This window comes from Koromonas humicola, from assembly GCF_059726255.1.
This window is the reverse complement of record NZ_AP040873.1, coordinates 939,334-965,876: the sequence shown is the minus strand read 5'-3', so window position 1 is coordinate 965,876 and position 26,543 is coordinate 939,334. Positions and strand designations below refer to the sequence as shown.

Genomic DNA, 26,543 nt, shown 5'->3' with positions numbered 1-26,543 from the left:
TCGCGATGAATCATAACAAGCGAGATAATCAGAAATGCGCGACGAGCCAAGACTATCGCCTTATACTACGATGTCAACTCTCAATGTTCTATATGCTTGCGCGATAGGAAGAAAAAACCAATGAAGGCGGAAGGATGCAAGATGATGGCAGCTAGGGAACGCGTTCCTGAATGTTCAGTGCTCCCGGTTGCAATATTTCGCATCAAAGTTACTGAACGCTACATCGAGTGCCAGTCGGAGGCCCCCCGCACTCCACGCGGCCCACGCAGAAAGCTCGGATGATCAGTGACAAACTAATCTTCCTGGGATTGAAACCCTTCAACACCCGTACCGCCGAGGGACGTTCCCGCGAACGCTACCGGCGCATTGCCCTGACTACGGTTACATCTATTTCGGCCAAAGCCATTTTGCTTTTGACCATGATCATTTCCGTCCCGCTCACAATTCATTACCTTGGAACCGAGCGGTATGCGCTTTGGATGGTCATCAGTTCCAGCGTAGCCATGCTCACGTTCAGTGATCTCGGAATTGGCAACGGTCTCCTGAATGCCATTGCCGAATCCCACGGAAAAGGCGATGAGCATGCGGCGCGAAGCTATGTATCCAGCGCATTCTTTATGCTGTCTGGAATAGCTCTGTTAGTTTCAGTGGCTCTATTGGCTGGATATCATGCTGTACCGTGGGCTCGCCTTTACAACGTCACTTCTGGACTTGCAGTCAGCGAGTCCGGTCCCGCGACTGCCGTTTTCATCATGTGTTTCGCGGCTGGTCTGCCATTGGGAATCGTGCAACGCGTTCAGACTGGCTACCAGGATGGATTCACCAATAATCTTTGGACTGCCGTCGGCAGCCTCATGGGGCTCGCTGGGCTGTTGTTAGCGGTGCACTTCCGGGCCGGCCTCCCTTGGCTCGTGCTTTCAATCACTGGCGCACCGCTCCTCGCTACCTTGCTCAATGCCGTTTTCCTGTTCGGCGTTCAGCGTCCAGCACTTCGCCCACGTTTGTCCGAAGTAAGCAAAAAACAAATCAAGCAGTTGCTCCACTATGGGATGTACTTCTTTATCTTGCAAACGTGCGTTGTGGTCTCAACGAGCGCCGACAATCTAATCATCTCGCAATTGTTAGGTCCCTCCGCGGTATCTACCTATGCCGTTACGATGAGGATGTTCACCGTAATTCCGGGAGTGCTGGTTATGATGCTCATGCCATTGTGGCCGGCATATGGAGAATCAATTGCCCGCGGAGAGATATCCTGGGCACGACGTGCTCTGGTGCGTTCCTTGAAGCTCATTCTTGCAGTAACGGCTTCCTCGGGAGTGTTTCTCGTCCTATTCGGCCCTTGGATATTGCACATCTGGGTGGGGAAGAGCTTTAACGCGTCAATATCTCTACTGGCCAGCATGGCTCTGTGGGCAATGCTAAGTACCGGTGCCGGCGCGATCTCGGTTTTCCTTAATGGGGCGAACAGAATGCGCGTCCAGGTTATCTGTGCTTTGGGAGTGTGTGGTCTCTCGCTGCTGCTGAAATTCGTGCTGACTCCGCGCTTCAACCTTGCCGCCATTATGTGGAGCACCGATATCGCCTATGCTTTATTCGTTTGTGCACCAGCAATGTTCCTGCCTAGGCTGCTGTCTGCCTTGCAGACCGAATCCGACGAGAAAAGAACAAGATCTTCTCAAGCATTGGTTGTGCAAGATGCAACAAGTATGTGACGGAAAGACGGCACCATGTCCAGACCTAACGTCGTTCGGAATCTGACTAAGTATCTCTTTCACCGCAGCATCCATCTCGCACCAAGGTCGCACGCGCCGTATGCCACCCACTTACCTGTACTATGCGGTCTGGGAGCCATAGTTGAACCGGCGCGTATCATCGAACTAGGTTCCGGGCTGGTGAGCACTCCTGCATTCCAGAACCGCGATGCGTTCCCCCGAATGACATCGTTGTTGTCTTTTGAGAACGATTGCAAATGGCACGAGAGCGTTCTCAACCATATTGGCAATGACGACCGAGTCGTGCTCACGCTGATAGATGGAGCAATTGAATCTGTGATTCCTGAAATCGCATTCGCAGAGTCTGACTTGGTTTTTGTGGATGACTCGCCCACGGGCGATCAACGAGCTGGAACGATTGCCCAAATTGCCTCATTGCGCTTGCATCGACTTCCCATCGTCATCCATGATTTTGACCTCTGGAAGATCAGGAGGAGCGCTCAAGGTTTCGATCACATATTCTGCATGGATGCGCTGAACCCGCAGACTGGGGTCGTATGGAACGGCGACTGGGCAGGCGCGAAGGCCCTCAACTCGGTGAATCGCCTCATAAAGGAGCATCACCGCTCCATCGCGGAGAATAATCCGTCAGCATGGGCCAAGCTCTTTCGAAACAGTGAATGTGTTCGCAATTACCGTCTGGGAAAATACTAACTACCAAGGCAGGTGCTCGCCTCGCAATTATCCGAGGCATCGCCGGGAGGGCAAATGAGCGTAATTGGATCGGCGAAACGTTTTGTGAAATCCTGTGCCCAGAGGTTCGGATATAACATCGTGTCCGGCTCAGAAGAGGCTCGAATGGCAGCCCTTCTTCACCTTCACTCCATCGATCTAGTGATCGATGTTGGCGCCAACGCGGGATTTTTTGGGAGCTGGCTACGTGGGCTAGGTTATCGCGGAGAAATCATCTCTTTCGAACCCTTAAGCTCCCCCCACGCAGAACTTTCACGCATAGCTGAAAGCGATAGCCGATGGACTGTGGCTCCAAGAATCGCCCTAGGCCCACGCGTCGGAGAAGTGGAGATGCACGTCGCAGGCAACAGCTTTTCCAGTTCGATTCTGCCCATGACAGATGCTCACAGAAACGCCGCGCCCGAGTCCGTGTACATTCGAACGGAGCGGGTTCCAATGGGCCGCTTGGACGACCAGGTGCAATCATTCATTGGGTCCCATCGTGCTCTACTCAAGATCGATGTTCAGGGCTACGAGCGCGATGTTCTAGAAGGAGCCTCCAGGGTGCTAGAAGATATCCAATGCTTGCATCTGGAACTGTCACTAACTCCACTCTACGAGGGGCAACCGCTCATGCAAGACATGGTGGAATACTTAGCCGCACGCCATTTTGAGCTATGGAATCTAGAGCCTGGATTTCGCGATTCCTCTGGGCGACTTCTTCAGGCGGATGGCGTTTTTGTTCGCTCTCGCGACAACCACTCTAATGCTAGGAACGCCAGCATTCAGGAAGGAGCACATCTCTTCTAAGTGGCGAATTGGGCGCGTCCAGTGGGTTTGGAAATGTGCGAACTGGTTTGCCAACACCCATGCGGTTCTTATTTACAAAAGTGAATTCCATAAGTCTCGGGACTTCAATTCCTGCCCGTTTGACAGTTCCATAAAAATTGTTGGGATGGATGTGAACAACGCGGAATGACGCCAACAATTTTTCGAAACACGACGACAGGATTCCAAAATCTATCGGATCAAAAAGCCTTTCCAGCGAGTGAAACTCGATCACCATGATTCTAAACTGACGTAGCAACTCATCCGGAGTACTCAGAACTACCTGATATTCGCCGCCTTCGATGTCCATCTGCAAGATAAGATCGCCGGTGTAGTTCTTTAAGTATTTATTCTTCCACGAAGAAAGCGTAAAGAACCGCTCATTGTCCATTGCCCCCAGGTACTTCTTATCAAACGTAAATTCTGGCCGCATCGTCGGAGGAGACTCGACTGAATAGTCTGCGAGAAACGACCTGATCCCGCGGTCCGCCAACTGGCTCTCAAAATCGCAGATCGTATTCACTCCAGGAGAAAAGCAAAATTCAATCCCTTCAAGGTCGTCAGGGATGAGATAACCTCCATCCCCCGTCCCTCCTATCCGGATCAATGGCATATCGAGCTGCTGGGGTGTCAGTTTCCGAATAAGGTCAAGCACATCTCTCGGGTCTGTTTGTCGCGTCACATTGAGCCCCGGTGTGACAATCCCGAATCTCCACACTTCCTCAGCCCACACGAAGGGCCTTAGATTTTTGATTCTTCTTAGCTGGTGACGAAGGCTCCGAGATTTTGCTTCCCTCATCCGATCTGGTTACCTCCATACGTGAGATGCAAAGGTGAAAGATGTGATGTTTAGCCGCACTCAGGACTGCGTGTAATGCGCCCGAACGTCGTCGAGAATCTGCTCAACCCGTGTCTTCCACGTACCCACCTCCAGAAGGCACTGATAATTACGGTCAACAAAGTCTTGATATGACCCAATGTCGCTTAGGACAGACTGAATCTGTTCGACCTCGAATCCTTCCTGCACCTCGATGACGGGGTTGTAGCCGAACAGATCCTTCAGTTCTTCTGGAGCGTGGCCCACAATAAGACACCGTGATGCAATTGACTCAAAATACCTGTGTGTTACTGTCTCAACATTCCCTGACCGCTCTGGATGTGTTTGCGAGCACGGAAAACAAATCGATATCTTGCTCCGTCCTAAACCATCGATAAAGCGGTTCCTGTCCGGAAATATAATTTGTCCCTTCACGCGCTCATAAAGGTGCAACCTGTTCGCTTCGGCTAGCGGCTTCACAACTTGATTGTGGAACCGGTCGTTCTTCCTTCCCAACTCCAATACATCTATGTCCCTCTCGCACAGCGCCAGACGGGGCTTGTACTCGCTCGGATCTGTAGCCTCTGGAAGCCACACCGACTTCATTTGCGGAAGTGCAAACGCAAAGTACTGCGCGGATTGCCGCGCCGAAAAGAATGCAAATCGAACGCGGTGTCTCATGAAGAAAGCTGTCCAGCGTTCGTAGTGCATGGGCCAACAGTCAAAACAGTAAGGAATAATCTCGTTCCAATAAGCAAAAGGCCAAGTCCTGTGTTCCGAAAGCGCCATCATGCCCACAAATACAGGGCCGACGCGTGAGCGCCACAGGTTGCGCACTAAGCCCAGCCTAGATGCGATCTTCGTGATAACAATTTCTGCCTTGCTCTGGCGATTGAATATGGATTGCACACCGGCCTGCTCCATTGCACGATCAAGGGACAGAAGCGGATAAAACATTACTGCCGTGCCTTCTGGAGTCCTCAAGAATCGAAGCTGACATTCGTCCACACTCCGTTCCTTTGAGTCGAACGTCGGATGCAAACCGGCATTTGTTCTGGTCGATTCCACTGAGTCTCAATGCAAGCAAATCTCGTTGGGACTAGCGAGAGAAGTAAGCGCTAATCATGCCTTGGCCGTGTGCCCACAATTGCGAGGCTCTGGTGCGATTTCCGAAAACGGCGTGCCCCGCTGCTCTTGTGAAGTCAAAGACAACGAATGCATAGAACAAAAACGGATTCGAATGTTTGGAAAGTACCCGTCCGAAGCCACCGCCATACTTCCGCGCTCTCTGTACGTCCACAAATCCATTCCTAAGCGGGTGGCCAACACAGAATGTGGAATTGAACCGGCCACGAATCCCATGCGCCATCAGGACCAGTAGAAAGTCTGTGTCCTCTCCACATCCAAATGTAGTACCTGAACCAGGACCAATCCGTTCGTCAAAACGTAATGGGATTGTCACCTCCGGACGCCGTACGAAGTAACAAAATGTGGCCGAGGTGCGAAAGATGTTGATCCATTTCAAATCGCACTCTGCCTGCCACCACGGATTTGAACTGATCCGCCCCATCTCATCTCTACAACCCAAGCTTAAAATGCCATATTCTTCGTGTTGCCTGAACCAACTGTCTACGTTCTTCAAGGTGTCGGGCTGGTACCAGCAATCGTCATCAGGAAAAGCAAGAATCTCTCCACTGCTTTCCGCGATGCCCACATTCCTAGCATGCGAAACACCCGGCGGGCAACGGAGATACTTCAACTGAATCGGCGTCGATTCACTTTGATCTCCAATCCTTTCAGTCCATCGTTTCAGTAACGGACAAAGGCGATCGTCGGAATTCTGATCAACAACGATCAACTCGAAATCGCGCATTTCCTGATTCGCAAGGCTCTCCAAAAGGAGAGAGAGTTCCTTGGTTCGATCGACCGTCGCAACAATAAGGCTAAAGCGAGGCATAGCGACTCTCTAACCCACTCTCTTTTTCTTTACGTTCAAACCGACTCTGAGGCAAGTGCCGGAATCGGATCTGACCCCGACATTTCAGGCCAAGCTGTTGATATTGCCATGCCGATAATCAGCCAAAAGTTACCAAATGCTAATGGGAATCCGCCGAGGGTACACAAGCAGAGATACACCGAAAGTCCCAGAAACCAAGCCGTGCGTGAAAGGCTGGCTGAGAATATGAGTGGTTCCAAAGCTCGCCAGTTTTCGCGCAGGATGCAATACATCGCACCAAGGAAAGTGACTGCCCCAATTATGCCAACATTCGACAACAACTTCACGAGCAGATCATGAGACGTAGCACTGCCCCAACCAATCCCTAGAATCGGATATTTCTGAAAGTAGCCGAAGGCAAGTGCAACAGTCATCGCGCGCTCTAGTCCGGAGCCTGAGGCTGCTTTAGCGAGTAAAGACGAATTCAAAACGTTTCCGACAATTGAGATTGAGAATACAGCCACAGCGATCGCTATTCCCGCCAGCACCGTCATAATTATCGAAAGTTTCATCGCTCTCGCCGCAGACATAGTTTGCGTACGCACAAGAACAGGCACGAGCAACATGCCCAGCAGCGCCATCCCCAAGTACGCACTTGAGGATGTACTAAGGATCAATAGCACAACGAAGAACACCGAACAAAGGCGGTCGATTGATATAGAGAAAACCGATCCTCTTTCAAGCCAGGCTGGTATCGTGAGTGGTAGCAAGGTAACTAGACTTTGGGCAAATACCGAAGGCTCAACGGCAGCGGAGCTAATTCTTCCCACTCCATCAAGCGTCTCCAGGAATCCCTTTCCTGATGCGGAACCGGAGTTATTAAAGATGTAGTCCGGATATTGGATTCCTGTTACGTTGCAAACAAACTGTAAGAGCCCCCACGCTGAAACAAATACAGCCGAAACCAACAAGATCTTCTCGGTCTCGTGCCTATTTTCCTCGCGCAGGTTTGTATGGGCCACCGCAATCGCAATACCGCATCCAAAGAACAGATACAAAAGCTGTGTCACATTGTGCAATGTCAGGAACAGCGGCGCGTCCGCACCTTCGAACAGTGTCGGAGAAGCAATCACAAGGCCACCATTTATGTACAACGGCATTATTAGCGAGACCGCCGCAATAAGGCAAAAGGCGATTAGCCAGCGACAGGGAAGAAGAATCCTCCTATCAATAGATAATGAAAGCGCAGAGGTGTGATCGATCACCAGTCGAACTAGCCAGAGTAAGCCGAAGAACATCCACAACTGCAGGGCCGAACCATTCTCGCCTTCGCCAAAATTTGCAGCGGATGTAGCAGAAAACAAGGTCCAGAACACCCACAAGCGGTACAACCACTTCGTCGATAGAAATAGTCCAGCCAGTCCCACTGGCAACATGATGTACCCGAGTAGCGTCATCGGTCTCTTGTCGAAAGAAAGTAGCTAAAGCCCGGAAGTGGGCACCTCAATCTGATCCAACCCTGGTCTTATTAGCGCTTTGTATGACCGAGTTTTCAGAACTAGGTCGCCATTCGTTTATTGTGACCAGCACGCGACGAACCGAAGGGCGTAGTAGCGAAACAGCCATTTCTGAATAGAACTCAATCTTGGTCCGGAACTTACTCAGCCCCCCGGTTGCAACCTTCGCACGCGCAGTCTCCACCTGAGCCAATCTTGTACTGCCCACGCCTCCTGCCCTCATTAGCGCGGTTACTACGGGCATGTATGCGGTTTTGAGCTCGTGCCGCGCGCGGAGCAGTAACTCATAGTCTGCGACAATCCGGTAAGAAGTGTCATAGGTCCCTAATCGCTGAAACAGACTGCGGCGATGCATGCTTCCCACGTGAGGTGTGCACATCTTCCTGGAGAACTTTCTCCAAGACCAAGCGCACCCCAACGTCCTCTCATATCCCGAAGGATGTACCACTTTCACTTTCGAGCTTAAGTAGTCCGCTTGCGGATATCGCTTCGCGAGGTCCATGTACTCCGAAACTGCATTTTTGAGCAATTGGTCGTCTGCTCCCAGAAAGCAGATCCACTCGCCGCGCGCCTCAACTAGAGCTTTATTCCAGGCGTGATAAATCCCCGAATCCCTCTCGCTGCGCCACAACGCAACTTTGTCGTCGTATTGTTGCAGCACGTTGACAGTTCCATCAGTCGATCCACCATCCATTATGATGTGTTCGATGTATGGATAATCTTGGCACAACACACTTTCAATGCATTCCGCCATGTACTGCTTTCCGTTGTATACAGCCGTGATTACAGTAACGAGAGGGTGGTCTTCGCTGCCCTCAACCGCAATGCCTCTGCATCGGATCCCCCCGCATATGCTCGCGTTTTCGCTCAAATGACTGCTCCTGAGAATCATGATTCAACATTCAATGAACGTTCTACCGTTCACTGCTTGTTTCTGAGCAGTGCGCGTACCGTCAACATCTTGCTGTGCTTCTCTGGGTCAACCATAGCCTCCGACCATCGCTCGGATGCCATAACCCAGAGAATAGCGATTCCGAATGCAAACAAGGTCACTAAGACAACAATTAATGCGCGCGGAGGAAACGATGACTTGTCTGGAGGTACTGCAGCGTCAGCAATCTGAATGACGGCGCCTTGGCGAGCTTCATCGAGTTTAGCCAATTCAAATTGCTTTGCGATCAGTTCGAAGATGGTTTCGTAATACTTCACGTCGCGAAGCTTGCGGAGATACTCCAGTCCAACTTTAGGCGCTCTTCCCTTTGCCACGATGAAATCGGAGCCCGAGTCTTGTCCGGCCAGTTTACTCAGTTGCGCTTGAAGCTCGGCGTACTGCCGCTTCGCGACAATCAACTCCGGATTATCCTCGGTAGCATAGGAACGCATCGCTTGGATCTGGATTTCCTTTGCCACAGCCTGCCCACGCAGCATTGCAGCCGATTCAATCAAGGCTTTTGCCTGACTGTCGATTTGAAGGACCCCCGTCGTTTCCTGGGTCCTCTTCATTGCCTCTTCTGCGTTGGTTAGGTTTTCTCGTGCCTCCAGCAATTGTTGCTGAAAGAATACACGGCGCTGTCCTGCTTCTGTGATTGCCAAGTTAGCCGAGAGCTTTTTGAATTCGTCCACATATCCATTGGCTATATTTGAAGCCATGTTTGGATCGCGGTCTCTCACCGTTATTCGAAGCAGGCCGTCTTTCGCGCCAAGTGCCACGGTCGAATGATTCTCAAATGACTTGCGGGCATCGGACATTTTCTTCTGGCGATACCTTCTCTCCAGATCGAAGCGCTGTATAACGGAGTCTTCAACCGTCCGGCTACGAAACAGAGAAACATACATCTCACCGGAATTCTTAACACCAAGACTGCCGCTTGCAAGCGACGCCAACGCTCCGGCTCCTGCAGCAGAGCTAAGCTGGTTCAATAAGGCCGAACTCATAGAGGAGGGCTGGTTGGGAGGTAAGACTGTCGCCGCAGCCGTGTACTGCCTCGGAATCAACAGAACAGTGACGATGGACAAGAGCGCCGCCCCAACCGTAAATCTGACGATAAAGTTCCGGCGCCTTAAAAGGATAATCAACAGGTCCAGCAGTTGAACATCTTGCGCGGGCGCGGCGTGTCTACCTAGTTCACGACTTTGCTCGCTGATGAATTCCGACTTCATGCTGGATCGTCTCCCGAATTGAAGCTGCAAATGCTTGTCTCAGCCATCATGTCAGTTCGTTAGCCCGTCAGTGAATGAGAGCCAGTTCAGCACCTGTTATCGCCAGTTGTGAAGAGATCTGGCTCCAGTCGCGGAGTCCACGAACCAAGGCTCCCGTGGGGATCTTCGTCGGCACCACAATTTGATCTCCCGGGTACATTCTCAACTGTTCAAATTTGTTTCCCACTAACACGCCGTTGACTGCATTTCGAGCAACCACAGTACCATCCGCCCGCAGTACAAACGCGTGCCGCAGATCCGAGTGTGGTTTGCCTTTCCCTGCCATTCTCAAGTAGTCACCCACTTTCCGATGCGGGTCATAGACAAACGAGCCCGGATTATAGACCATTCCGACCACAGACACTGTAGAGGGGAGATGCGGAATCACAATACGATCGTTGTCCTCCACTGCAATTGCCGGGTATGCGTCTATAGAGTTGGCCGTAGGCTTCAGGGTAAGTACAACACGCCCGGTGGCCCTCGCGTTTCTCACCTGCGCAATCATCGTTTGTTGCGCGTTTTGAGGAGAGGTCATTCCGGCCGCGATCTGGGCCTGCAATATCTCTCCTTCCAGCGTGCGGGCAAGTTCATCAATGCTCTTCTGCTGCTCGAGGCGCGCGGATTCCCTCGTAAACTGAGTACCGTAGATATAGGCGTTCTGCGTCAGACCGCCAGCTCTCCTGACGACGTCCCGGATCAGTTCGCCCTGCTCTACCTTGTAAACTCCGGCACGCACGACTTCACCTTCCAGACGTATGTACCGCGCTCGCACGCTTTGCGGAACAGATACATCAGCCTGAGAAAACACTGTGATGATGTCGTCGGACTGCAATTCCAGATTGTTCGCCGGATCGCCTTCCAGCACAGCCTTGCCCAGGTCGAAAGACAGTAGCCTCACTGACAGATTGACTGGGTCAATTCGCTGGATAATCGCATAGTTCCAATTGATCTCGGGGGACGCACGATGCAGATCCCCGGTCAGCGTCTCCGCGTTCGAACTCCTGACGCCAAACTGCGTCGGCAGAGTTCCCTGGGTTACGTCCAGATCGGCCTGTCCAGAAACTACTCCCGTATTGGTTTGGCTAGTCGCTGGAGTCGTGCCGGGCGGAGCTATCGTCGGCCTTGGCGGCACGCGCACGGGATACTCCGTGCTGCGAGCGTCAGTCATGGCCGCTCGTCCCATCCAGTAGGGCCGGGTTAACAACGTCTGCGCATCGGGAATCAGGTCGCGAACCCGCATCCCTGGCTTCCACGAATACCGTCCGGGATTGGCAACATTGCCACGCAACGTCACGGCATTACTGAATCGTGGAACGATGGACAACACTCTCAGGATGTCGCCATCAGTCAGCTTCAACTCGCGTGATTGGGCATCAAACGGAAACTCCAAGACGGAGCGCTCTGCGTGATTGCTGATCCGTTCGAGCGTGATCTTATTCGTATCGGCCACGGTGCTCATGCCGCCTGCAATCTCGATTGCGTCGGCGACGGTCGAGTCCGACTTAATCTCGTAAATGGCGGGGGTGTTCACCGACCCTGCGACGGCCACCAGTGGACCACTCGGCGGGTAATACAACACGTCGCCCGATTGCAGCCGTACGTCTTTCGACTTGTCACCCCTTACAAGCAGTTCGTAAAAGTCAAAATGAGTGAGAGTCTTGCCATCACGCTGCACTTGCACATCGCGTAGGGAACCCTGGTCCGATGGGCCTCCGGAGGCAAAGATGGCATTGACTAGCGTACCGAGCGAACTGATGGTGTATGTTCCCGGGTATCGCGCCTGTCCGACAACGTAAACCTGAATCGAGCGTATCCGCCCAATGTTCACCGAGAGATCGAAGTCGTGGAAGTACTTTCCGATTTCCGCCTTCAAATCCTTGTTCAGTTCGCTATATCGCAGGCCCGAAACGGAGATCTGCCCCACGCGGGGAATGTAGATCTGCCCGGAGCGATCGACCACGGTGCGGAGGTCCGCATTCAATTGACCCCAGACTCGTATCTGCAACTCATCATCTGGCCCGATGATGTAATCGCTCGGAACCTGCGTTCGGTCTGTAGGGGCAAATGTGCTCGGAGGCTGGGCAAACAGAGACTGTCCAAAGCGCGGGATCGCACGTCCCAAACTATCTGCAACAATTTGCTCAAACTCGTTGTGCGGACGTACTGGGGCTTCCACCCGTCTGCGCTCGGACGGATTCACCGGAGCGACAGTGCGCGTTTCCGGTGTTTCAGGTCGGGCGCCCGTCAGTTGCGGTGGCTGGATAGGCGCAGCTTCTTGTATCCCCTGCTGCCGGCTCGTACCGCCGATCCCATTGCCCGTGTCTTCTGAACTTGCGCCACAGCCAGATAACAGACGCCCACTACTAGCAGCCAACGCGCAATCCGCCTGTGACGGACGGGTGCCGGTGCCTACGCCTGTTTCAACTTGTTGCGCCAGGCAAGAACCTGCAACGGCCACAACCGTCAACAGCAGGAGAAGTTTTCGATGACTTGATGCGTTAGAGCCCGATGATTCACGTCTGCATCCACTCCGAATTCCGAGCATTGTCTCCCCAAACGTAACTGGTTTCTGCAACGGAACTGCCGCCACATACTGCGCAATAACTTAAATAGCGCTTGCTCTACGAAACGGGAACAACTCTGACTCTTCGCGTAAATCACCATCAACTCAGGCAGCCATTCTACTTCCCCTTGTCAAATCGTGGGCTTTGCCTCGCGAGAATGTATTTCGCGGATCACTTCGGCCAAACCGTCCCTCCAGTCCTCGATCCGAAATCCGAACGTGCGTTCGAACTTTTCGTTGCTGAGAACGGAGTTCAGTGGCCTGGGTGCAGGCGTCGGATATTCGCTAGACGGAATTCCCGTAATTGACCTCACCTTGAATGTCTCAGCATTCCGGAGGCCATCAACAATCGCGCGGGCAAATCCGCACCATGAAACGCCGCCCGCGGCTGTAGCGTGATACACGCCAGAAGGAAATTCATTTTCCGACGCTAATCCGAACTGCTGCACGATTCGTGCCGTTGCCCTTGCCAGTTGAATGGAGCTCGTAGGTCCACCCACTTGATCATCGACAATCTTTAGTTCTTCCCTGTCATGCGCCAAGCGCCGTATGGTGAGCAAAAAGTTGTTCCCATTCGCGCCATACACCCAACTCGTGCGCATAACGATCCAGCGTCCACCAACATCCGCTACGGCGCGCTCGCCTACCAACTTGCTCGCTCCGTAAACATTCAGAGGAGCCGGAGTGTCCGATTCCACGTACGCCCCATGCTTGTTGCCATCAAAGACATAATCAGTGGAGTAGTGAATAAACACCGCCCCTAGCTTTCGCGCTTCTTCGGCCAGGATGCCCGGCGCCGTAGAGTTGACTGCATAGCAAAGATCGCGATGCGACTCCGCATCGTTGACCGCCGTATATGCGGCCGGGTTCACAATGACCGAAGGACGAACCTCGGCCACACATTTCCTGATCGCAGCGGCGGAGGAGAGGTCGCATTCCTTACGACCAACTGCGACCACCTCGCCCTGCTGCCTCAATACTGGGATTAGATCCGTTCCGAGCTGTCCAGTAGCTCCCGTTATCAAAATTCGCAAGTTTCAGTCCTATTCAAATACTTCAGCGTCGTGGAGCGGCACTCCAGCGCGGTCTTTCTTGGAAAGCAATGGCTCGCCACTCAGCGGCCACTCAATCTTTAGTTCAGGATCGTTCCACAGGATTGAGCGTTCGCTCGACGGCATGTAGAAATCCGTCGCCTTGTATAACACGTCAGCCGAGTCCGAAGTTACGACAAAGCCGTGCGCGAAGCCCTCGGGGATCCAAAAAACCCGCTTATTCTCTGCCGACAGTTCCTCGGCCACCCACTGTCCGAAAGTCGGCGAACTGCGGCGAATGTCGAGCGCGACATCCCAGATCGAGCCTGCGACTACACGAAGCAGTTTCCCCTGTGTTTGCTGGAGCTGGTAATGCAATCCACGCAGCACGTTGCGCGATGAGCGAGAGTGATTGTCCTGAACGAAGTTTCGCCGAATGCCGAGTTCTTCGAGAGTTTTCTGGTTGTAGCTTTCAAGAAAGAATCCGCGGTCGTCCCCAAACACCTCTGGTTCGAGAACCAGCACCTCTGGAATCTTCGTCTTTCTTACTTTCATGTGCCCCTGGTACCAATTCTGAGTAGTTGCAGCCATGCTCTACGGCTTGGCTGCGGAGCGCGCGTGAGGATAAACACGGATCTGAACCGATGTGGAGACATCCGACTGCAATCCTGCAGCAATCAGCGGAAATTTCCATCGCTCGACTTGAGCCGTCGCCGACAGTTCCACTCCTGGTTTGATCATCCACGTCACCGCTCCAGAGTAATCGTCCATCTGTCCGCCGAGAAGAAAGCTCTTGTCGACGATCATGTGGCGATAGCTCACCGAAGCGGTGTTGCGCCCCGTAAACCAGTATGTACTGGTTGCTGCTCCTCCGCTACCCTGACGACCAATCCAACTGCCGATCACCTGGCCGTAGTTGCGATAGCCGTCAGCGTAATGCGCGTTGAAATAGTAAAAGCCTTGATGTCTCAATCCCGGGAGATTCGTGTAGACGCCCTCCACTCGCAGATCGAGCTTCGGGACGCCGGGTACCCTCGAAAGATAAATGCCTGGGTTCATTGCCGAGCGCCGCGGATACACGAGCGGTAGCGGTTCATCTTCGGCCATCCCCTGCGCATACAGGGTCAGCCAGTCGCGCATGCCTGGAATACGATAGCTGAAATTGAATTCCGTCCTGCGGTCCCCCGGATCGACGGCCTGGCCGTTCCCTGATCCCGAGAACGAGTGTACCCACGTCCTCAGGTTGAGTGGCCGTCCCAGTCCAGCAATCATTGACGTCAGGCCGAACCCAAACTCAAGATTTTCCGTAGGCGCAAACGACGCGTCCACTCCCCAGATGTAGGGCTGTCTTTCCAATGAGCGATTAGGACTACCGTTGAGGACGAATGTGCGTCCCAGGCGTATGAAGTGCGTCCCGCCTACGCGTGAGACGAATGCATCTGCCCGCATCTGGCCCAGCAATGGAAGTTTGAGTCCACTGACCCGACTCAGACGCACCATCGGCATCGCCTCAGAGTTGTTGGACAATATCAGGCTCGTGCTTCGCCCCGGCCCCCACCACAAGCTCTGCTGCCCGAAACTCAATTGCCAGTCGGCCATATTCAAGGCCACGTATGCCTCGATGGGACGAAAGCGACTGACACTACGAATGCCCGAAGATCCATATCCAACCGGCAAATTGTCGGTGGTTGCAATCTCGGCTTGTGCCGTCGAATTGTATGCAGGAAGCGACGATGCGTACTGATACTCTCCGCGTACGTAGAACGCGAGTGGCCCCGTTTCCGCATGCATGCTGATGCCACTAACGGCGTTCGTACCCTCACCGTATGGACGCCCATAATCGTCGGTTATTGTCTGACCGAAATGATATGAATCGCGAAGCGGCGTACCAGAGATCCCAGTCAAGCGTGCGTACACGCTTTCCACTTCAGCCGCAGAGTTCTTCTCTCCGCCGATCAATCTGGTTTCATAGCTGAGCTCGCCTTCGAGTGACCGGATCGACTGCGCTGCAATGGGATTCTCTTCCCAGTCTTTCTCTTTAGCTTCCGCGAGCTTCCTTGCGCACTCCAGTCGCGTCCATGGACGCAACGCAGCGGAACCGGCATTCACGAACCCCATTGCAGTCAAGCGGTCGAAGGCTGCATAGACCCAGCTATCCAGCGGCACGAAACTGGATCCCATCTGGCTTGTTGCACGCTCCTCTTCTTCGCCGGAGTACTTGATGAACTTGCCCCAGCGGTGCGGATCTATATCGGCATCGCTTGATCGCGCACGATATACCTGTCGCCCCAGATACCAACCAATCGCACTGCCGATCACGGCATCGCTGAGGAAGTGATTGTGTCCCTCGATTCGAGCAGCGCTTACCATGCCGGCCAATCCGTAACTGGCGATCTTCGTCAATGGCCCGGGATACTCGTGTGCAACGACGCTCGCGATAGCCCAACTGACGGCGGCATGTTGCGACGGGAACGAACTTCCCCCGTCAAAGAAATTGCCTCGCCCATTTGCCGTGAACGGCCGATCGCGTCCTGCGACGTACTTGATCATTGTGGTATCGAGAAACGCATCCACGGCGGCCTCTCCGCCGAGGTAGCCCGTTTCGCGCATGCGATCATTCTTCGCGAACTTGCCCCACAAGTACATTCCGCCCGTAGCTCCGGCCAGGGCTGCGACACCGTAGTTTGAAAGCGAGGTGAATTGCGAAACCGTCGATGGCGTTGTCGTCACGTGCTTCTCAAATGCCGTGTCTGAGGCGACCAACCCAACGGTGAACACAGTCAACGGCACGAGACGCTTCCATTGCGACTCATTCATGCGGAGCGGCGAAGTGAACAGTGCTTCCTGATCCTGAAGAATGTTGCGTGGGAAATACTTCACTCGCACACCGCGCTCATTCTCGTCGTTCGCCTGTATCACTGGATTCACGCTCGTCTGAGCTGCATCCTGCCCTTGCGCTTGGGTGCTGAAAGCCAGTGCCGCGATCAAAGCGAACGCGAACCATTTCCGCACCTTTAGCATCCCGGGATGTAATCTGGAAAATGGCACGATCTCTTACCCACTGTTCTTACGTGACAGCAGCAGCTCACGTACACGCAAAGAATTTTCCACTGCTTTATACGCAGCAATCCGCAACTCGCCTGTAGATGTTAGTACGCGTTTTGCGCGAAGATGCCTGACATCAGAGTCATGAGGATGATACGTACATCAAATATCAGACTCCAGTTCTGGATATAGTACAGGTCCAGTTCGATCCTTTTGCTGATATCCGTATCGCCGCGCAATCCATTCACCTGCGCCCATCCCGTGATGCCTGACTTCAGGTGATGACGCGCGTTGTACGCGTCTACCTCGTCGTTGAACTTCTCAACAAAATGTGGACGCTCCGGACGCGGTCCAACCACACTCATGTCGCCCATCAACACATTGAAGAACTGTGGCAACTCATCCAGACTGCAGCGTCGCAGGAAGTCTCCAATCGGGGTGCTGCGTGAAGTATCGGCCCAGCAAATATCCGTTAGAGACGGAGGAGCCACCTTCATGGTGCGGAACTTCAGCATTTTGAAAAGTTGTCCGTTGATCCCAACCCGCTCTTGGACAAAGAACACTGGTCCCGGAGATGAGAGCTTCACGGCAAGCGCGATCAGCAACATTGGAATCGCAGTAATTACCAGCGTCACGAGTGAGAACACAACGTCGAAACAGCGCTTTAGGACTACGTAGTTGATCGTCTCCGAAGGTGCGACATGCACGTCCAGCATGTGCGTTCCGCCAATTCTGAAGAAGCGCTCACGCACTTTCACATCAGGACCAAGATCGATGCAGAAACGAATGGGAATCGCCAATTCACGAAGTTGGTCGATCAGGTGCGAAAGGATGGGGAGCATTTCGGCCGAAGCCGCGAGCACCATGTCATTTGCAAAGTGCTTCAGGTTCTGGCGCATTAACTGCTCCATCTCAAACACGGGAACCCCTGGCTCCACGTCAACCTTCTGCCCCGGAATGCGCACGAACGCTACCGTCTCGCACGGTGCCATCGAACTGTTGCGTAAACTGTCGGACGTTTTCTGCGCGAACCGGTCCGCTCCGATGATGATGATCCGGATGCGGTCTTTCTCCTTGCCAGCCTTGTCAATAATGCGGCGGAACGCCGATCGCAATATCAGCACACCGGCAAGCATCAGCAGGGCACTCACACCGAACAGCAGACGAGAGTACGAGGCACCGCGATAGAAGAACAGCGCACTTAACCCAAGCATGTACGTCCATGCCGCAGCCTTTACGCAGTTCTGCACACCATCCGAATCAAGAAACAGCGACTCAATGCTGGTGACTCGGTAGTGGGCCGAGCATACGATCCACACAAACGTGAACGTTATGCATAAGTACACGTAATCATGACTGAGCGGATTTATTAACGATAAAGATCGCAGCCCAACACCACTGATGAAAAAGGCTAGAAAAGGAAGGAGAAAACAGCAGCTACGAAAAAAGAATTCGTACAAACTCAATCGCCGAATCATTTTCACCCCACCCAGCGCGCAGAACTCACCGACGTTTCATCGCGTCATGTTTGCGCCGTCGTTGTTCTACAAACGTTTGATGTCAACTTTGGCCAGTGCAGAGGGCCACTGTCACAAAATTCAGTTGCAGATTCGCTTCTCCGAACCTCGTGGGCGAGGGTCGGCCAGCGTAGACGGTCGATGCTGAAGTTCGAGGCGCGTTCCTGCGGTGGAGTTGTCAGCAGAACTGTCTAAGGGTCGGTGGCTTGCGAGGTACAGGTGGGTAAAAACTACTTTATTGCTTAGGTTGGCCGTGCCATATCCCGCAGTCCTTTTCTGATTAGACAAAAACAGGGACGCGGGAACGGCACGCGACTCGCCTACTTACCGACTATTGAGACCAGTCGGCATCAGGCGGCAACTCACTATCGTGCTTGGGACGCGGATCTTCGTGGACACGCACAGGCCGCTCCGGCTCGTCGCCAGCTTCTTCTACACCGCCGATCACTCCGGCTTCAAAGCTTTGGTCGTTGTCTGCCAACTCCTCAACGCTTTCTGGGGCAGCTTCACTCGTTCCGGAAATTCCCTGTGTATCTCCCGAGCGGCCTCCGCTGGTCGGTCCTACCTGTCCCGGGTCTGACCCAAGCTCATCGAGACGCGCTTCGTAGTCATCTCTAGGCTCTTCGAAATCATCGCGTTCATCTGCCCTGTCGCTCATCTCACACCTGCCCGTTTTCAATTTCCTTCTTCCGGATTGAGATGCGTAATCCAACTCCCATCGACTTGCGTTATGCATCTCAATCCGAATGGCGAACAACGGGCGGGAATACAAGCGCGAGTCGCAGTCCAGGCAGAGTCCCGAAAACGAGTATGTAGAAGGCGGAGACAGCAAATACGGAGATCATCCGCTACTCGGGGATGACAAGGAGTCTCTTACTGATGAGTTCTTGCGGTCTCCGGAACATCCCGAGCCGGATCCCATGCAGGCGCCCCCGAAAACGCCTTCTCATTCCAAAGTGACTCCGATCCGCGGACCTCACGATCCTGCCGTCGATTACCACCCGCCCAATCCAGCTACCGTCGTTCCACGTGCCAACATGTCCATGAAACTGCTAGGGGCCGTGGTAGCGCTGGTCCTGTTTGCCATCGTGCTCTGGCTGATGTTCCACAATTTCATGACGCCGGGCGCCCGCCAACCGGGGCAACAGAAGCAGCAGCCAGGGTTACAACAGAAGATTCCGTGAGTTGCAGCTTTCGGCGAGCGCACCGCATCCTACTACTCAGGAATTACCGTTTCCTTGGAACGTGCTTATGAAGATAGCCGTTTTCGTCCTGCTCGCTTCCTCCACGCTCTGGGCACAGGCCCCCAGTGAAAGCTCAAACACGGCCCCGGCGATGGCCTCGACTCAATCGGTGTCGCCCGATGCTCAAGCCCTGAACGACCTGCTCAGCCGGATCCAGTCTGCCGCGCGGAAATCCGATGGCGACCTTGCCCGAGTGCGTATCGACAAGTGGAAGACCGAAGCTGCTGCCAAGCAACAATCAGTCGCAAGTGCCGACTCAATTCGCCGAAATCTCCAGTACGCCGTCCCCGACCTTATTCAGCGAATCCAGGCCGCGCCATCTTCTCTGAACGCAAACTTCCGGCTCTACCGCAACCTGAATGCTCTTTACGACACATTCTCGACACTCGCGGAATCTGCAGGTGCCTTTGGCCCTAAAGACCAATACGACCTGCTGGCCTCCGACGTTTCGCAGATTGACCAGCTCCGTCGTCAAGTCGCTGAGCGCGTTGACACTTTGGCCGGATCGAACGATGCCGAGTTGGCCCGGCTCCGCTCTCAAGTGGCTGCAAAAACCTCCGCAAAAACTCCCAGCAAGGTCGTAGTGGACGACGAACAGCCCAAGCCTAAGAAGAAGGCCAAGAGCACGCAAACCAGTTCTCAGACGCCCTCGAAATAGTCCACTCTGAGCTCGATGTCGTTATTTGGCGTGCGAGTCGGGAACATTTCGGCCCAGTTCGGGGTCTATTAAGGGTGTAAGGCAAACCGTCCGGGGTCGGTATGCCCGGGGGAAACGCCTTAATTGAAGTGCCACAGCAAGCATGTTTCGCAATTTCAGAAACTTGCAGCTCTGGTGTGGGTTGTTTGGCAGGAGCTAACGGGATTACTATGGAGGTCGTACGGTGAGTGCCGTGGGAGTTACGACCGTGGGCGATCTGGCCAGCGCATGGGATATGCGCCCCGATGAAACTTCAATCGTCGCCGAGCTAAAGGCGGGGAATGAAGATGCCTACACGCGGCTTATCTCACAGTACCATCAGACCATCTACAATCTCGTCTACCGAATTCTGGACGATCCTACCGACGCACCCGACACCACACAGGAAGTTTTCATAAAGGTCTTTCGCGGGATGGCAAAGTTCAACGGCGAAAGCAGCTTGAAAACGTGGATGTATCGCATTGCGATCCACGAGGCAAGCAACCGCCGCCGCTGGTTCTTCCGCCATAAAGTGCAGGAACTTTCGATTGAACCCAGCCGGGATGACTCCCAGGGCCAATCGGATAACCTGCGCGACAGTCTTATGGACTCTGGCGAATCGCCTTTCGAAACTGTCGCACGTAGTCAGGTGCGAGCCCGCGTGGAGCAGGTGCTGCAGGAATTGCCGGAGCACTATCGCACTGTTGTGGTTCTTCGTGACATTGAAGACCTGTCGTATGAAGAAATCGCAGAGATGACTGAGACTTCGTTGGGCACTGTTAAGTCGAGACTGGTTCGCGGGCGCGAAGCGTTACGCAAGCGGCTCGAACGCTATGCCCACGAATTGGGCCCGGAAGCAGAAACCTCTTCGCAGTCCGACGGCAAAGGTCGTACTCGCAAGATCGCGCAGGGGAATCGGGAGATTGAGGTCACACCATGAAGTGCACCGAAGCAAAGCGTTTGTTTTCTCCGATGCTGGACTCGATGCTGGACAATAATGAGACCATTGCGCTCGATGAGCACATGGGCACATGCGAGAACTGCAGCGCGGAGTATGCGACTCTACGAAGGACAAAGTGGTTGATGAAAACCATGCAGCCCCACGTAGCGCCGCCGGAATTAGCGCTCAGGCTAAAGGTAGCCGTTTCGCAGCAATTAGCTTCACAGCGCGTTAGCCGCTGGGAGAGCTTCAAAGTTCGGTGGGAGAATGCGCTGAATGCATTCATGTTCCCTGCCGCCGCAGGATTGGTTTCCGCCGTCCTCATTTTCGGACTTCTGATCGGCGTACTCGTTCCGGCGCATCTCTCCAGCGCCAACGACGTGCCCACGATGCTCTATACGCCTCCTGAGATGACGCTGGCTCCATTCGGTATGGAGAGTGGCCTCAGCAATGACGGCGTACTCGTGGAAGTTGCCATCGACGCTCATGGCCGCGTGCAGGACTATCGTGTTCTGAACTCGAGCAGCGAGCTAAGCCCCGAGATGAAGAATGCATTGATCTTTACTCAGTTCCGCCCCGCAACGAGTTTCGGGATTCCGACTAGCGGGCGACTCGTGATTTCGTTTGCCAACATCAACGTTGGCGGCTAACTCTGAACTGGAGTCGAGAGTTCAAGGCGAACCCAACAGGGTTCGCCTTATTGCAGAACGAAGAATCCGCCTTTCATTCACCGTTGAGGCTCACACAACCATTTGCTTCCCTCGCCCGCAACTCTTAAACTGACTCCATTAATGAGACTTACTCGTCAGTTAAGCAGGAGGCTCACCCTGAAAACCCGCCTTTTTATCGTTCTCGCATTGTGCGCTACGCTCTCGCTCTCGGCCCAGGCCCAGCAAACGCCTCGCATGAGCGTGGAAACGAGCCAGGCGCTGTTTTCGGTGATGGCAGCCGTGAATGCCTGCGGCTATGACTCAGATCTGTCCCAATCGCTTCCGGTACGCAAAGAAGTTCGCGCCGAAGTGCTGAAGGCCGCGCAATCACAAGAAGCACAGACGGCTCTCCGAAACATGTGCGCCTTCTATCAGGATCACCAGCAGGACACCGCTGCCCGCACCCTCTCCAACTACGTTTCGCTCGGTCTGAATTTGCAGGATGACGCAAAGCTCCAGTTGCGAACCCCGGAGAGCAGCCTTCCGCCGGACGCCATCTTTGTTTTGGGCTTCCTGCCGCTGGTTCAGCGCTTCAGCCAGACTGTGGATTTGAACGCGATCTGGCAGCACCATCGTCCGGAATACGACGCCCTGATCCGGCGCTTCCACAAGCCAGTCAGCGATACGCTGGTTTCGACTGATCTCTACCTCAAGCGCAATCTGAGCGGCTACATCAAGCATGAGTTCGTGGTTTACATCGAACCGCTTGCCGCGCCTGGCGAAGTCAATTCGCGCAATTATTCTGACGACTACTACATGGTCATTTCGCCCACCGATGATGGAAAGATTCGCATAGACGACATCCGCCACGCCTATCTGCACTACATCCTCGACGCGAAGGTGCTGGCCCGCGGCACGACTCTTCAACGCCTGTCGCCGCTGCTTGACTACGTGAAATCTGCTCCGCTCGACGAAAGCTACCGTTTCGACATGGGACTGTTGCTAACGGAATCCCTCATAAAGGCGATTGAAGCTCGCTCACTCGGTGGCAGCAAAGGGGACCTGAAGGCGAAGGAGCAGTTGGCGTGGAACTCTACCCGCCAGGGATTCATTCTTACCCAGTACTTCTTCGACAAACTGGGCACCTTTGAAGGCGACGAGGTAGGCTTCGACCAGTCTTATGCCGACTGGCTACACGACATCAATCTGGAAGAGCAGGAGAAGTTCGCGGCCAAGGTTCCGTTCCTGAAATCCAGCACCCCCGAACTGGTCCGCAAGAACCAGCACCGCGACCTGCTCGTAGACCTCGCCGACCGTGCTCTGGCCAGTGGCAATCTAGACGGAGCGCAGAATTACGCGCAGCAGGCATTACGGAATCAGGAAGACCAGGGACGTGCGCTGTTCGTGCTGGCCCGCGTCTCCATCGCTCAGGGCAAGATCGGCTCCGCGCAGGGCTATTTCGAACGTGCCGCCGCCTCTTCCAACGACACCAAAATAAAAGGCTGGTCGCACATCTACCTCGGACGCATCTTGGATATTCAGGAACATCGCCAGGAGGCGGTCGAACATTATCGCGCAGCAATGAACGCAGCCGAAGCCGGCACACCCGAACTGAAGGCGGCTGCAGAAAAGGGATTGCAGCAGGCTTATCAAGCACCTGCAAAGCGTCCCACTGACTAGAAACGGAGAACGACTTTGAAAACAGCAAAAATCCTCATGAGCACGGCTGCGCTCCTGTTGTCCGCTACCGCCGCGATGGCGCTATCGCAGCAACAAGGCAATCTTCCGAACGCCCCGACGCCGGCGACCACACCCAACGCCGCCGCACCGACCAAGCAGGCACCTCAGAGCACCGCAGCAAAATCGCCTGCGCCGAAGTCACAAGCCGAATACGACGCCTACAAGGCTGCTGCATCCCAAACGGATCCGGCGAAGCTTGAGCTGGCGGCAATCGACTTTGCCCAGAAATATCCTGAGAGTGAGCTTCGTCCCTTCTTGTTCCAGCAGGCCATGGGACTCTACCAGCAGACGAACAATTACGAAAAGACGCTGGAGATGGCTCGCGCGACCCTGAAGTACGATCCCAACAATCCGGTTGCCCTGCTCACCGCTGGCCAGATGCTGGCCGAGCGCACTCACGACAACGATCTGGATCGCGATGATCGCCTTGCCGAAGCCAACACCGATGCGCTCAATGCGCTGGAACACGCGGATCAGGTCCCCCAGCCCAGCAGCATGACGCCCGAGCAGTTCGCCGCAGCGCTGGCGCAGCTTCGCGGCACCGCCCACGAAGTGCTCGCCACCGTAGCGTTCAAGAAGGGTGACTACCCCACTGCGATCAAGGAATACAACGCGGCCATTGCCGAGGAGAAGGATCATACGGACAGCGTTGTCTGGCTGCGCCTCTCCGTGGCTCAGGACAAGAGCGGCGATCCCACGGCGGCACTGGCGGCCGTCGATAAGGCAATCGCCACTTCAACTCCTGGCACCCAGATTCGCCAACTCGCGGAGCAGGAAAAGTCTCGCTTAGACAAGATGAACACCGCGAAACCTGCAAAGAAGTAATCTCGATTCAGGATCCCGCACTCTGCGACTCAGGGTGCGGGATTTCATCTCACAGTAAAACGCCTTTCTATGAAGCATCTCCCTTTAGACAATCTCGAGCAGGAGCTTGGCCATCGGTTCGCCAACCGCGAACTGCTCGAACAGGCTGTGACCCATAGTTCTTTTGCGCGTGAAAACTCGTCTGAGGCACGCGACAACGAGCAACTCGAATTCCTCGGCGACGCCGTGCTTCAATTTATTGCCAGCCAGGAACTTTTCCAGCGCTTCCCCTCGTATCAGGAAGGGGAGTTGTCCAAATTGCGCGCCCATCTCGTAAACGCAAACCATCTCGTGCACTGCGCTACCGGCCTGCAGCTTGGCACTTATCTGAGATTGGGAAGAGGCGAAGAGAAAAGTGGCGGACGCCGCAAGACAGCCATTCTGGCCGATGCCGTCGAAGCGGTTCTGGCCGCCCTCTATCTCGATGGTGGCATCCATGTGACCCGGGCCTTTGTTCTCTCACGCATCCTGGAACCCGAGTTGGAGCGTCTTTCAAAGTCGAAGGACGAAATCCTTGTTGCCGACCACAAGTCGCGGCTACAGGAATTGCTTCGGGCCAGTGGACGCCCAGAGCCGCGCTACGAAATGATTGCCGAGAATGGGCCAGATCATCGCAAAACCTTTACCATGAAGGTAATCGTCCTCAATCCGGGCAACGAAACTGAGTTCGCTACGGAGGGCACGGCCAACAGCAAGAAGGCCGCTGGCCAGCTTGCGGCGCAAAAGGCGCTTGAACGACTTCAAGACCTCGGAAACGCATAGCCTGGGGCAGCATCTTAATGGAGTTCACCAGTCGGTTTTAGAATGAGCGAGCAAGAGCTGAGTAACACAAATCCATCACCGTCCGGCCAAGTGCCTTCGCTCGCCCCCGACGATGTTGCCCTGCCCGGCGTCGCCCCTGAATCCGGTGTAACGGCGCCGCAACCGCAGGAGGACCAACCGTCAGCCAAGCCCACCGCCTCACCGATCGACTGGAGCGTCCTGCCGCACGTGCAGTTTGGGTTGCTGGCGCTCACCATTGCGTTGTTCATCATCACTTTTGTGGTGCAGGCGTTCCGAATTCCCTCGGGTTCAATGGAAAACACTCTGCTCGTCGGCGACTACCTGCTGGTGGATAAGACGCGCTTTGGCCCAGGCGGAATGTGGAAGTCCGTTCTTCCCTATCGGCACATTCACCGTGGAGACATTGTCGTTTTCCGGTATCCCGTAGATCCTTCGCAGCACTTTGTGAAACGCGTGATCGGACTGCCAGGTGATCGCATTCACCTCATCCGCGGGCACGTGTATGTCAACGGGCGCCCTTTGCACGAGTCCTATGTCGTTTTCAAGGAGCACTTCCCTGACGAGTTCCGCGACAATTTTCCGCGTGGAAACTGGATCAATGAGAATGTGACCATTGACTGGGCTAACCGGATGCGCACTCTGGTCGAGGACGGCGAATTGATTGTTCCCAGCGGCCAGTATTTCGTTATGGGCGACAATCGCGACCAGAGTTTAGACAGTCGTTATTGGGGCTTTGTACCTCGAGAAAACATCATCGGGCGTCCGATGGTGATCTACTTCAGCATTGTCGAGGCTGGAGACGACGATGATGCTCCTGCAGCAAGCCTTGCGAATGGTAAAATTTTGACTCTACGCGCCCGCATCTCCCACGTGTTTGAGGATTTGCGTTGGCAGCGGATTCTGCGCCTCGCGCCATGACGCCGGCCAGATCAGGATTGGACTAAGTTGGCGAAAGAACTAGCAAAAGAAAAAGAGTTGGCAAAAGAAACCGACGAGAAGCAGGCAGCCGAACAGCCGAAAGAAACCACGCCTGAATTCATCGCGTCCATCGCCTCGGTACTCGTCATTGGCCTGTTCATCATCACCTTCTGCATGCAGGCTTTCGAAATTCCAACCTCGTCCATGGTGGGCACCTTGCTGATCGGCGATCACGTCTTCGTCGATCGCGTGCGACTCGCTCCCAAATCCAGCTTTATCGACAAGATCATTCCATACCGCGATCCTCGTCGCGGCGACATCGTCGTATTTGTCTCGCCCTCCGAGCCGGGGTTATTCGTTGTGAAGCGCGTAATCGGGGTGCCCGGAGACCACATTCACCTTCGTGGAAGCCAAGTATTCCTCAATGGTCAACCGCAGAACGAGCCTTATGTCGTTCACACCGATCCTTCGCTGCGCACACCGTATCGGGAGAACTTCCCTGCCGTGGCACCAGGCCGCGAAGACCAGTTGGCGCCGGAGTGGCAATTGACTTTGCCCGATCACATTCAGGGTGAAGACATCGTCGTTCCGCCAAACGCATATTTCGGCATGGGCGACAATCGCGACGTCAGCTACGACAGCCGCTACTGGGGCTTCATTCCACGTGAGAACGTCGTAGGACGCCCGATGTTCATCTACTGGTCCTTCCAGACGCCGGATGATCAGTACACGAAGACGAATGTGGGAGATCGTGTCGGATTCTTCTTCCATATCCTCACTCACTTCTTCAACGAAACCCGCTGGTCGCGTATGCTGCATTTGGTACGCTAA

At 54.3% G+C, this 26,543-nt stretch carries 24 protein-coding genes; 12 read left to right on the top strand and 12 right to left on the bottom strand.

Annotated elements, in window-relative coordinates:
• Nucleotides 1-278 precede the first annotated feature (278 nt).
• From AC6IZD_RS04260 to AC6IZD_RS04250, 3 genes are all read left to right on the top strand, one after another.
• Nucleotides 279-1,712, top strand: coding sequence for a lipopolysaccharide biosynthesis protein (locus AC6IZD_RS04260; RefSeq protein WP_497786443.1), 1,434 nt, complete (start codon nt 279-281; stop codon nt 1,710-1,712).
• 15 nt (nt 1,713-1,727) lie between these two features.
• Nucleotides 1,728-2,426: a hypothetical protein gene (locus AC6IZD_RS04255; RefSeq protein ID WP_497786442.1), complete on the top strand. Its 699-nt coding sequence runs from the start codon at nt 1,728-1,730 to the stop codon at nt 2,424-2,426.
• Between the two features lie 144 nt (nt 2,427-2,570).
• The gene (locus tag AC6IZD_RS04250) at nt 2,571-3,254 is read left to right on the top strand and encodes an FkbM family methyltransferase (RefSeq protein WP_497786441.1); all 684 of its coding nucleotides are present in this window, start codon (nt 2,571-2,573) and stop codon (nt 3,252-3,254) included.
• Here the strand turns inward: AC6IZD_RS04250 and AC6IZD_RS04245 are convergent.
• The 12 genes from AC6IZD_RS04245 to AC6IZD_RS04190 form a co-directional block, all read right to left on the bottom strand.
• On the bottom strand, nt 3,214-4,071 hold the full coding sequence (locus AC6IZD_RS04245) for a hypothetical protein (protein WP_497786440.1): 858 nt from the start codon (nt 4,069-4,071) through the stop codon (nt 3,214-3,216). The genes AC6IZD_RS04250 and AC6IZD_RS04245 overlap by 41 nt on opposite strands.
• Nucleotides 4,072-4,131: 60 nt before the next feature.
• Nucleotides 4,132-5,046: a CgeB family protein gene (locus AC6IZD_RS04240; RefSeq protein WP_497786439.1), complete on the bottom strand. Its 915-nt coding sequence runs from the start codon at nt 5,044-5,046 to the stop codon at nt 4,132-4,134.
• Nucleotides 5,047-5,188: 142 nt separating this feature from the next.
• A complete protein-coding gene (locus AC6IZD_RS04235; RefSeq protein ID WP_497786438.1) occupies nt 5,189-6,046 on the bottom strand; it encodes a glycosyltransferase family 2 protein in 858 nt (285 codons plus the stop codon).
• 35 nt (nt 6,047-6,081) lie between these two features.
• On the bottom strand, nt 6,082-7,290 hold the full coding sequence (locus AC6IZD_RS04230) for an O-antigen ligase family protein (RefSeq protein WP_497786437.1): 1,209 nt from the start codon (nt 7,288-7,290) through the stop codon (nt 6,082-6,084).
• A 238-nt stretch (nt 7,291-7,528) separates the two neighbouring features.
• A complete protein-coding gene (locus tag AC6IZD_RS04225; RefSeq protein ID WP_497786436.1) occupies nt 7,529-8,434 on the bottom strand; it encodes a glycosyltransferase family 2 protein in 906 nt (301 codons plus the stop codon).
• A 29-nt stretch (nt 8,435-8,463) separates the two neighbouring features.
• Complete coding sequence (locus AC6IZD_RS04220) at nt 8,464-9,702, bottom strand: GumC family protein (protein WP_497786435.1); 1,239 nt, start codon at nt 9,700-9,702, stop codon at nt 8,464-8,466.
• A gap of 67 nt (nt 9,703-9,769) precedes the next feature.
• Complete coding sequence (locus AC6IZD_RS04215; protein WP_497786434.1) at nt 9,770-12,115, bottom strand: SLBB domain-containing protein; 2,346 nt, start codon at nt 12,113-12,115, stop codon at nt 9,770-9,772.
• 320 nt (nt 12,116-12,435) lie between these two features.
• Nucleotides 12,436-13,338, bottom strand: a complete 903-nt coding sequence (gene rfbD / locus AC6IZD_RS04210; protein ID WP_497786433.1) for a dTDP-4-dehydrorhamnose reductase — start codon at nt 13,336-13,338, stop codon at nt 12,436-12,438.
• Nucleotides 13,339-13,347: 9 nt separating this feature from the next.
• Entirely contained in the window at nt 13,348-13,890 is a 543-nt protein-coding gene (rfbC, locus tag AC6IZD_RS04205; RefSeq protein ID WP_497786432.1) for a dTDP-4-dehydrorhamnose 3,5-epimerase, read from the bottom strand.
• A gap of 39 nt (nt 13,891-13,929) precedes the next feature.
• A complete protein-coding gene (locus AC6IZD_RS04200) occupies nt 13,930-16,347 on the bottom strand; it encodes a capsule assembly Wzi family protein (RefSeq protein WP_497786431.1) in 2,418 nt (805 codons plus the stop codon).
• Nucleotides 16,348-16,484: 137 nt separating this feature from the next.
• Nucleotides 16,485-17,858 carry an exopolysaccharide biosynthesis polyprenyl glycosylphosphotransferase gene (locus AC6IZD_RS04195; protein ID WP_497786430.1) on the bottom strand — a complete coding sequence of 458 codons (1,374 nt, stop codon included), beginning with the start codon at nt 17,856-17,858 and terminating at the stop codon, nt 16,485-16,487.
• 370 nt (nt 17,859-18,228) lie between these two features.
• Entirely contained in the window at nt 18,229-18,555 is a 327-nt protein-coding gene (locus AC6IZD_RS04190) for a hypothetical protein (RefSeq protein WP_497786429.1), read from the bottom strand.
• Nucleotides 18,556-18,643: 88 nt separating this feature from the next.
• Between AC6IZD_RS04190 and AC6IZD_RS04185 the strand changes: the two genes are divergently transcribed.
• The 9 genes from AC6IZD_RS04185 to lepB (AC6IZD_RS04145) all read left to right on the top strand — a co-directional run bounded on the left by AC6IZD_RS04185 (nt 18,644) and on the right by lepB (AC6IZD_RS04145) (nt 26,543).
• Nucleotides 18,644-19,081 (top strand): hypothetical protein, encoded by a 438-nt coding sequence (locus AC6IZD_RS04185; protein WP_497786428.1) that lies wholly within the window; start codon nt 18,644-18,646, stop codon nt 19,079-19,081.
• 67 nt (nt 19,082-19,148) lie between these two features.
• Nucleotides 19,149-19,799 carry a hypothetical protein gene (locus AC6IZD_RS04180; RefSeq protein WP_497786427.1) on the top strand — a complete coding sequence of 217 codons (651 nt, stop codon included), beginning with the start codon at nt 19,149-19,151 and terminating at the stop codon, nt 19,797-19,799.
• 223 nt (nt 19,800-20,022) lie between these two features.
• A complete protein-coding gene (locus tag AC6IZD_RS04175; RefSeq protein ID WP_497786426.1) occupies nt 20,023-20,757 on the top strand; it encodes an RNA polymerase sigma factor in 735 nt (244 codons plus the stop codon).
• Nucleotides 20,754-21,407, top strand: coding sequence for a zf-HC2 domain-containing protein (locus AC6IZD_RS04170; protein ID WP_497786425.1), 654 nt, complete (start codon nt 20,754-20,756; stop codon nt 21,405-21,407). Before AC6IZD_RS04175 ends, AC6IZD_RS04170 begins: the two co-directional genes overlap by 4 nt.
• Nucleotides 21,408-21,662: 255 nt before the next feature.
• Nucleotides 21,663-23,087: a tetratricopeptide repeat protein gene (locus AC6IZD_RS04165; RefSeq protein ID WP_497786424.1), complete on the top strand. Its 1,425-nt coding sequence runs from the start codon at nt 21,663-21,665 to the stop codon at nt 23,085-23,087.
• 15 nt (nt 23,088-23,102) lie between these two features.
• Nucleotides 23,103-23,972 (top strand): tetratricopeptide repeat protein, encoded by an 870-nt coding sequence (locus AC6IZD_RS04160; RefSeq protein ID WP_497786423.1) that lies wholly within the window; start codon nt 23,103-23,105, stop codon nt 23,970-23,972.
• 69 nt (nt 23,973-24,041) lie between these two features.
• Nucleotides 24,042-24,773 (top strand): ribonuclease III, encoded by a 732-nt coding sequence (gene rnc, locus AC6IZD_RS04155; RefSeq protein WP_497786422.1) that lies wholly within the window; start codon nt 24,042-24,044, stop codon nt 24,771-24,773.
• Between the two features lie 42 nt (nt 24,774-24,815).
• Nucleotides 24,816-25,712 carry a signal peptidase I gene (gene lepB / locus AC6IZD_RS04150; RefSeq protein ID WP_497786421.1) on the top strand — a complete coding sequence of 299 codons (897 nt, stop codon included), beginning with the start codon at nt 24,816-24,818 and terminating at the stop codon, nt 25,710-25,712.
• A 27-nt stretch (nt 25,713-25,739) separates the two neighbouring features.
• Entirely contained in the window at nt 25,740-26,543 is an 804-nt protein-coding gene (lepB, locus tag AC6IZD_RS04145; RefSeq protein WP_497786420.1) for a signal peptidase I, read from the top strand.

Coding starts and splice junctions, on each gene's coding strand:
- AC6IZD_RS04190 (WP_497786429.1), bottom strand. CDS start 18,555: ATGAGCGACAGGGCAGATGAACGCGATGATTTCGAAGAGCCTAGAGAT.
- AC6IZD_RS04185 (WP_497786428.1), top strand. CDS start 18,644: ATGGCGAACAACGGGCGGGAATACAAGCGCGAGTCGCAGTCCAGGCAG.
- AC6IZD_RS04195 (WP_497786430.1), bottom strand. CDS start 17,858: ATGATTCGGCGATTGAGTTTGTACGAATTCTTTTTTCGTAGCTGCTGT.
- AC6IZD_RS04165 (WP_497786424.1), top strand. CDS start 21,663: ATGAGCGTGGAAACGAGCCAGGCGCTGTTTTCGGTGATGGCAGCCGTG.
- AC6IZD_RS04235 (WP_497786438.1), bottom strand. CDS start 6,046: ATGCCTCGCTTTAGCCTTATTGTTGCGACGGTCGATCGAACCAAGGAA.
- AC6IZD_RS04250 (WP_497786441.1), top strand. CDS start 2,571: ATGGCAGCCCTTCTTCACCTTCACTCCATCGATCTAGTGATCGATGTT.
- AC6IZD_RS04255 (WP_497786442.1), top strand. CDS start 1,728: ATGTCCAGACCTAACGTCGTTCGGAATCTGACTAAGTATCTCTTTCAC.
- lepB (WP_497786421.1), top strand. CDS start 24,816: ATGAGCGAGCAAGAGCTGAGTAACACAAATCCATCACCGTCCGGCCAA.
- AC6IZD_RS04240 (WP_497786439.1), bottom strand. CDS start 5,046: ATGTTTTATCCGCTTCTGTCCCTTGATCGTGCAATGGAGCAGGCCGGT.
- AC6IZD_RS04225 (WP_497786436.1), bottom strand. CDS start 8,434: ATGATTCTCAGGAGCAGTCATTTGAGCGAAAACGCGAGCATATGCGGG.
- rnc (WP_497786422.1), top strand. CDS start 24,042: ATGAAGCATCTCCCTTTAGACAATCTCGAGCAGGAGCTTGGCCATCGG.
- AC6IZD_RS04245 (WP_497786440.1), bottom strand. CDS start 4,071: ATGAGGGAAGCAAAATCTCGGAGCCTTCGTCACCAGCTAAGAAGAATC.
- AC6IZD_RS04180 (WP_497786427.1), top strand. CDS start 19,149: ATGAAGATAGCCGTTTTCGTCCTGCTCGCTTCCTCCACGCTCTGGGCA.
- AC6IZD_RS04170 (WP_497786425.1), top strand. CDS start 20,754: ATGAAGTGCACCGAAGCAAAGCGTTTGTTTTCTCCGATGCTGGACTCG.
- AC6IZD_RS04260 (WP_497786443.1), top strand. CDS start 279: ATGATCAGTGACAAACTAATCTTCCTGGGATTGAAACCCTTCAACACC.
- AC6IZD_RS04220 (WP_497786435.1), bottom strand. CDS start 9,702: ATGAAGTCGGAATTCATCAGCGAGCAAAGTCGTGAACTAGGTAGACAC.
- rfbC (WP_497786432.1), bottom strand. CDS start 13,890: ATGAAAGTAAGAAAGACGAAGATTCCAGAGGTGCTGGTTCTCGAACCA.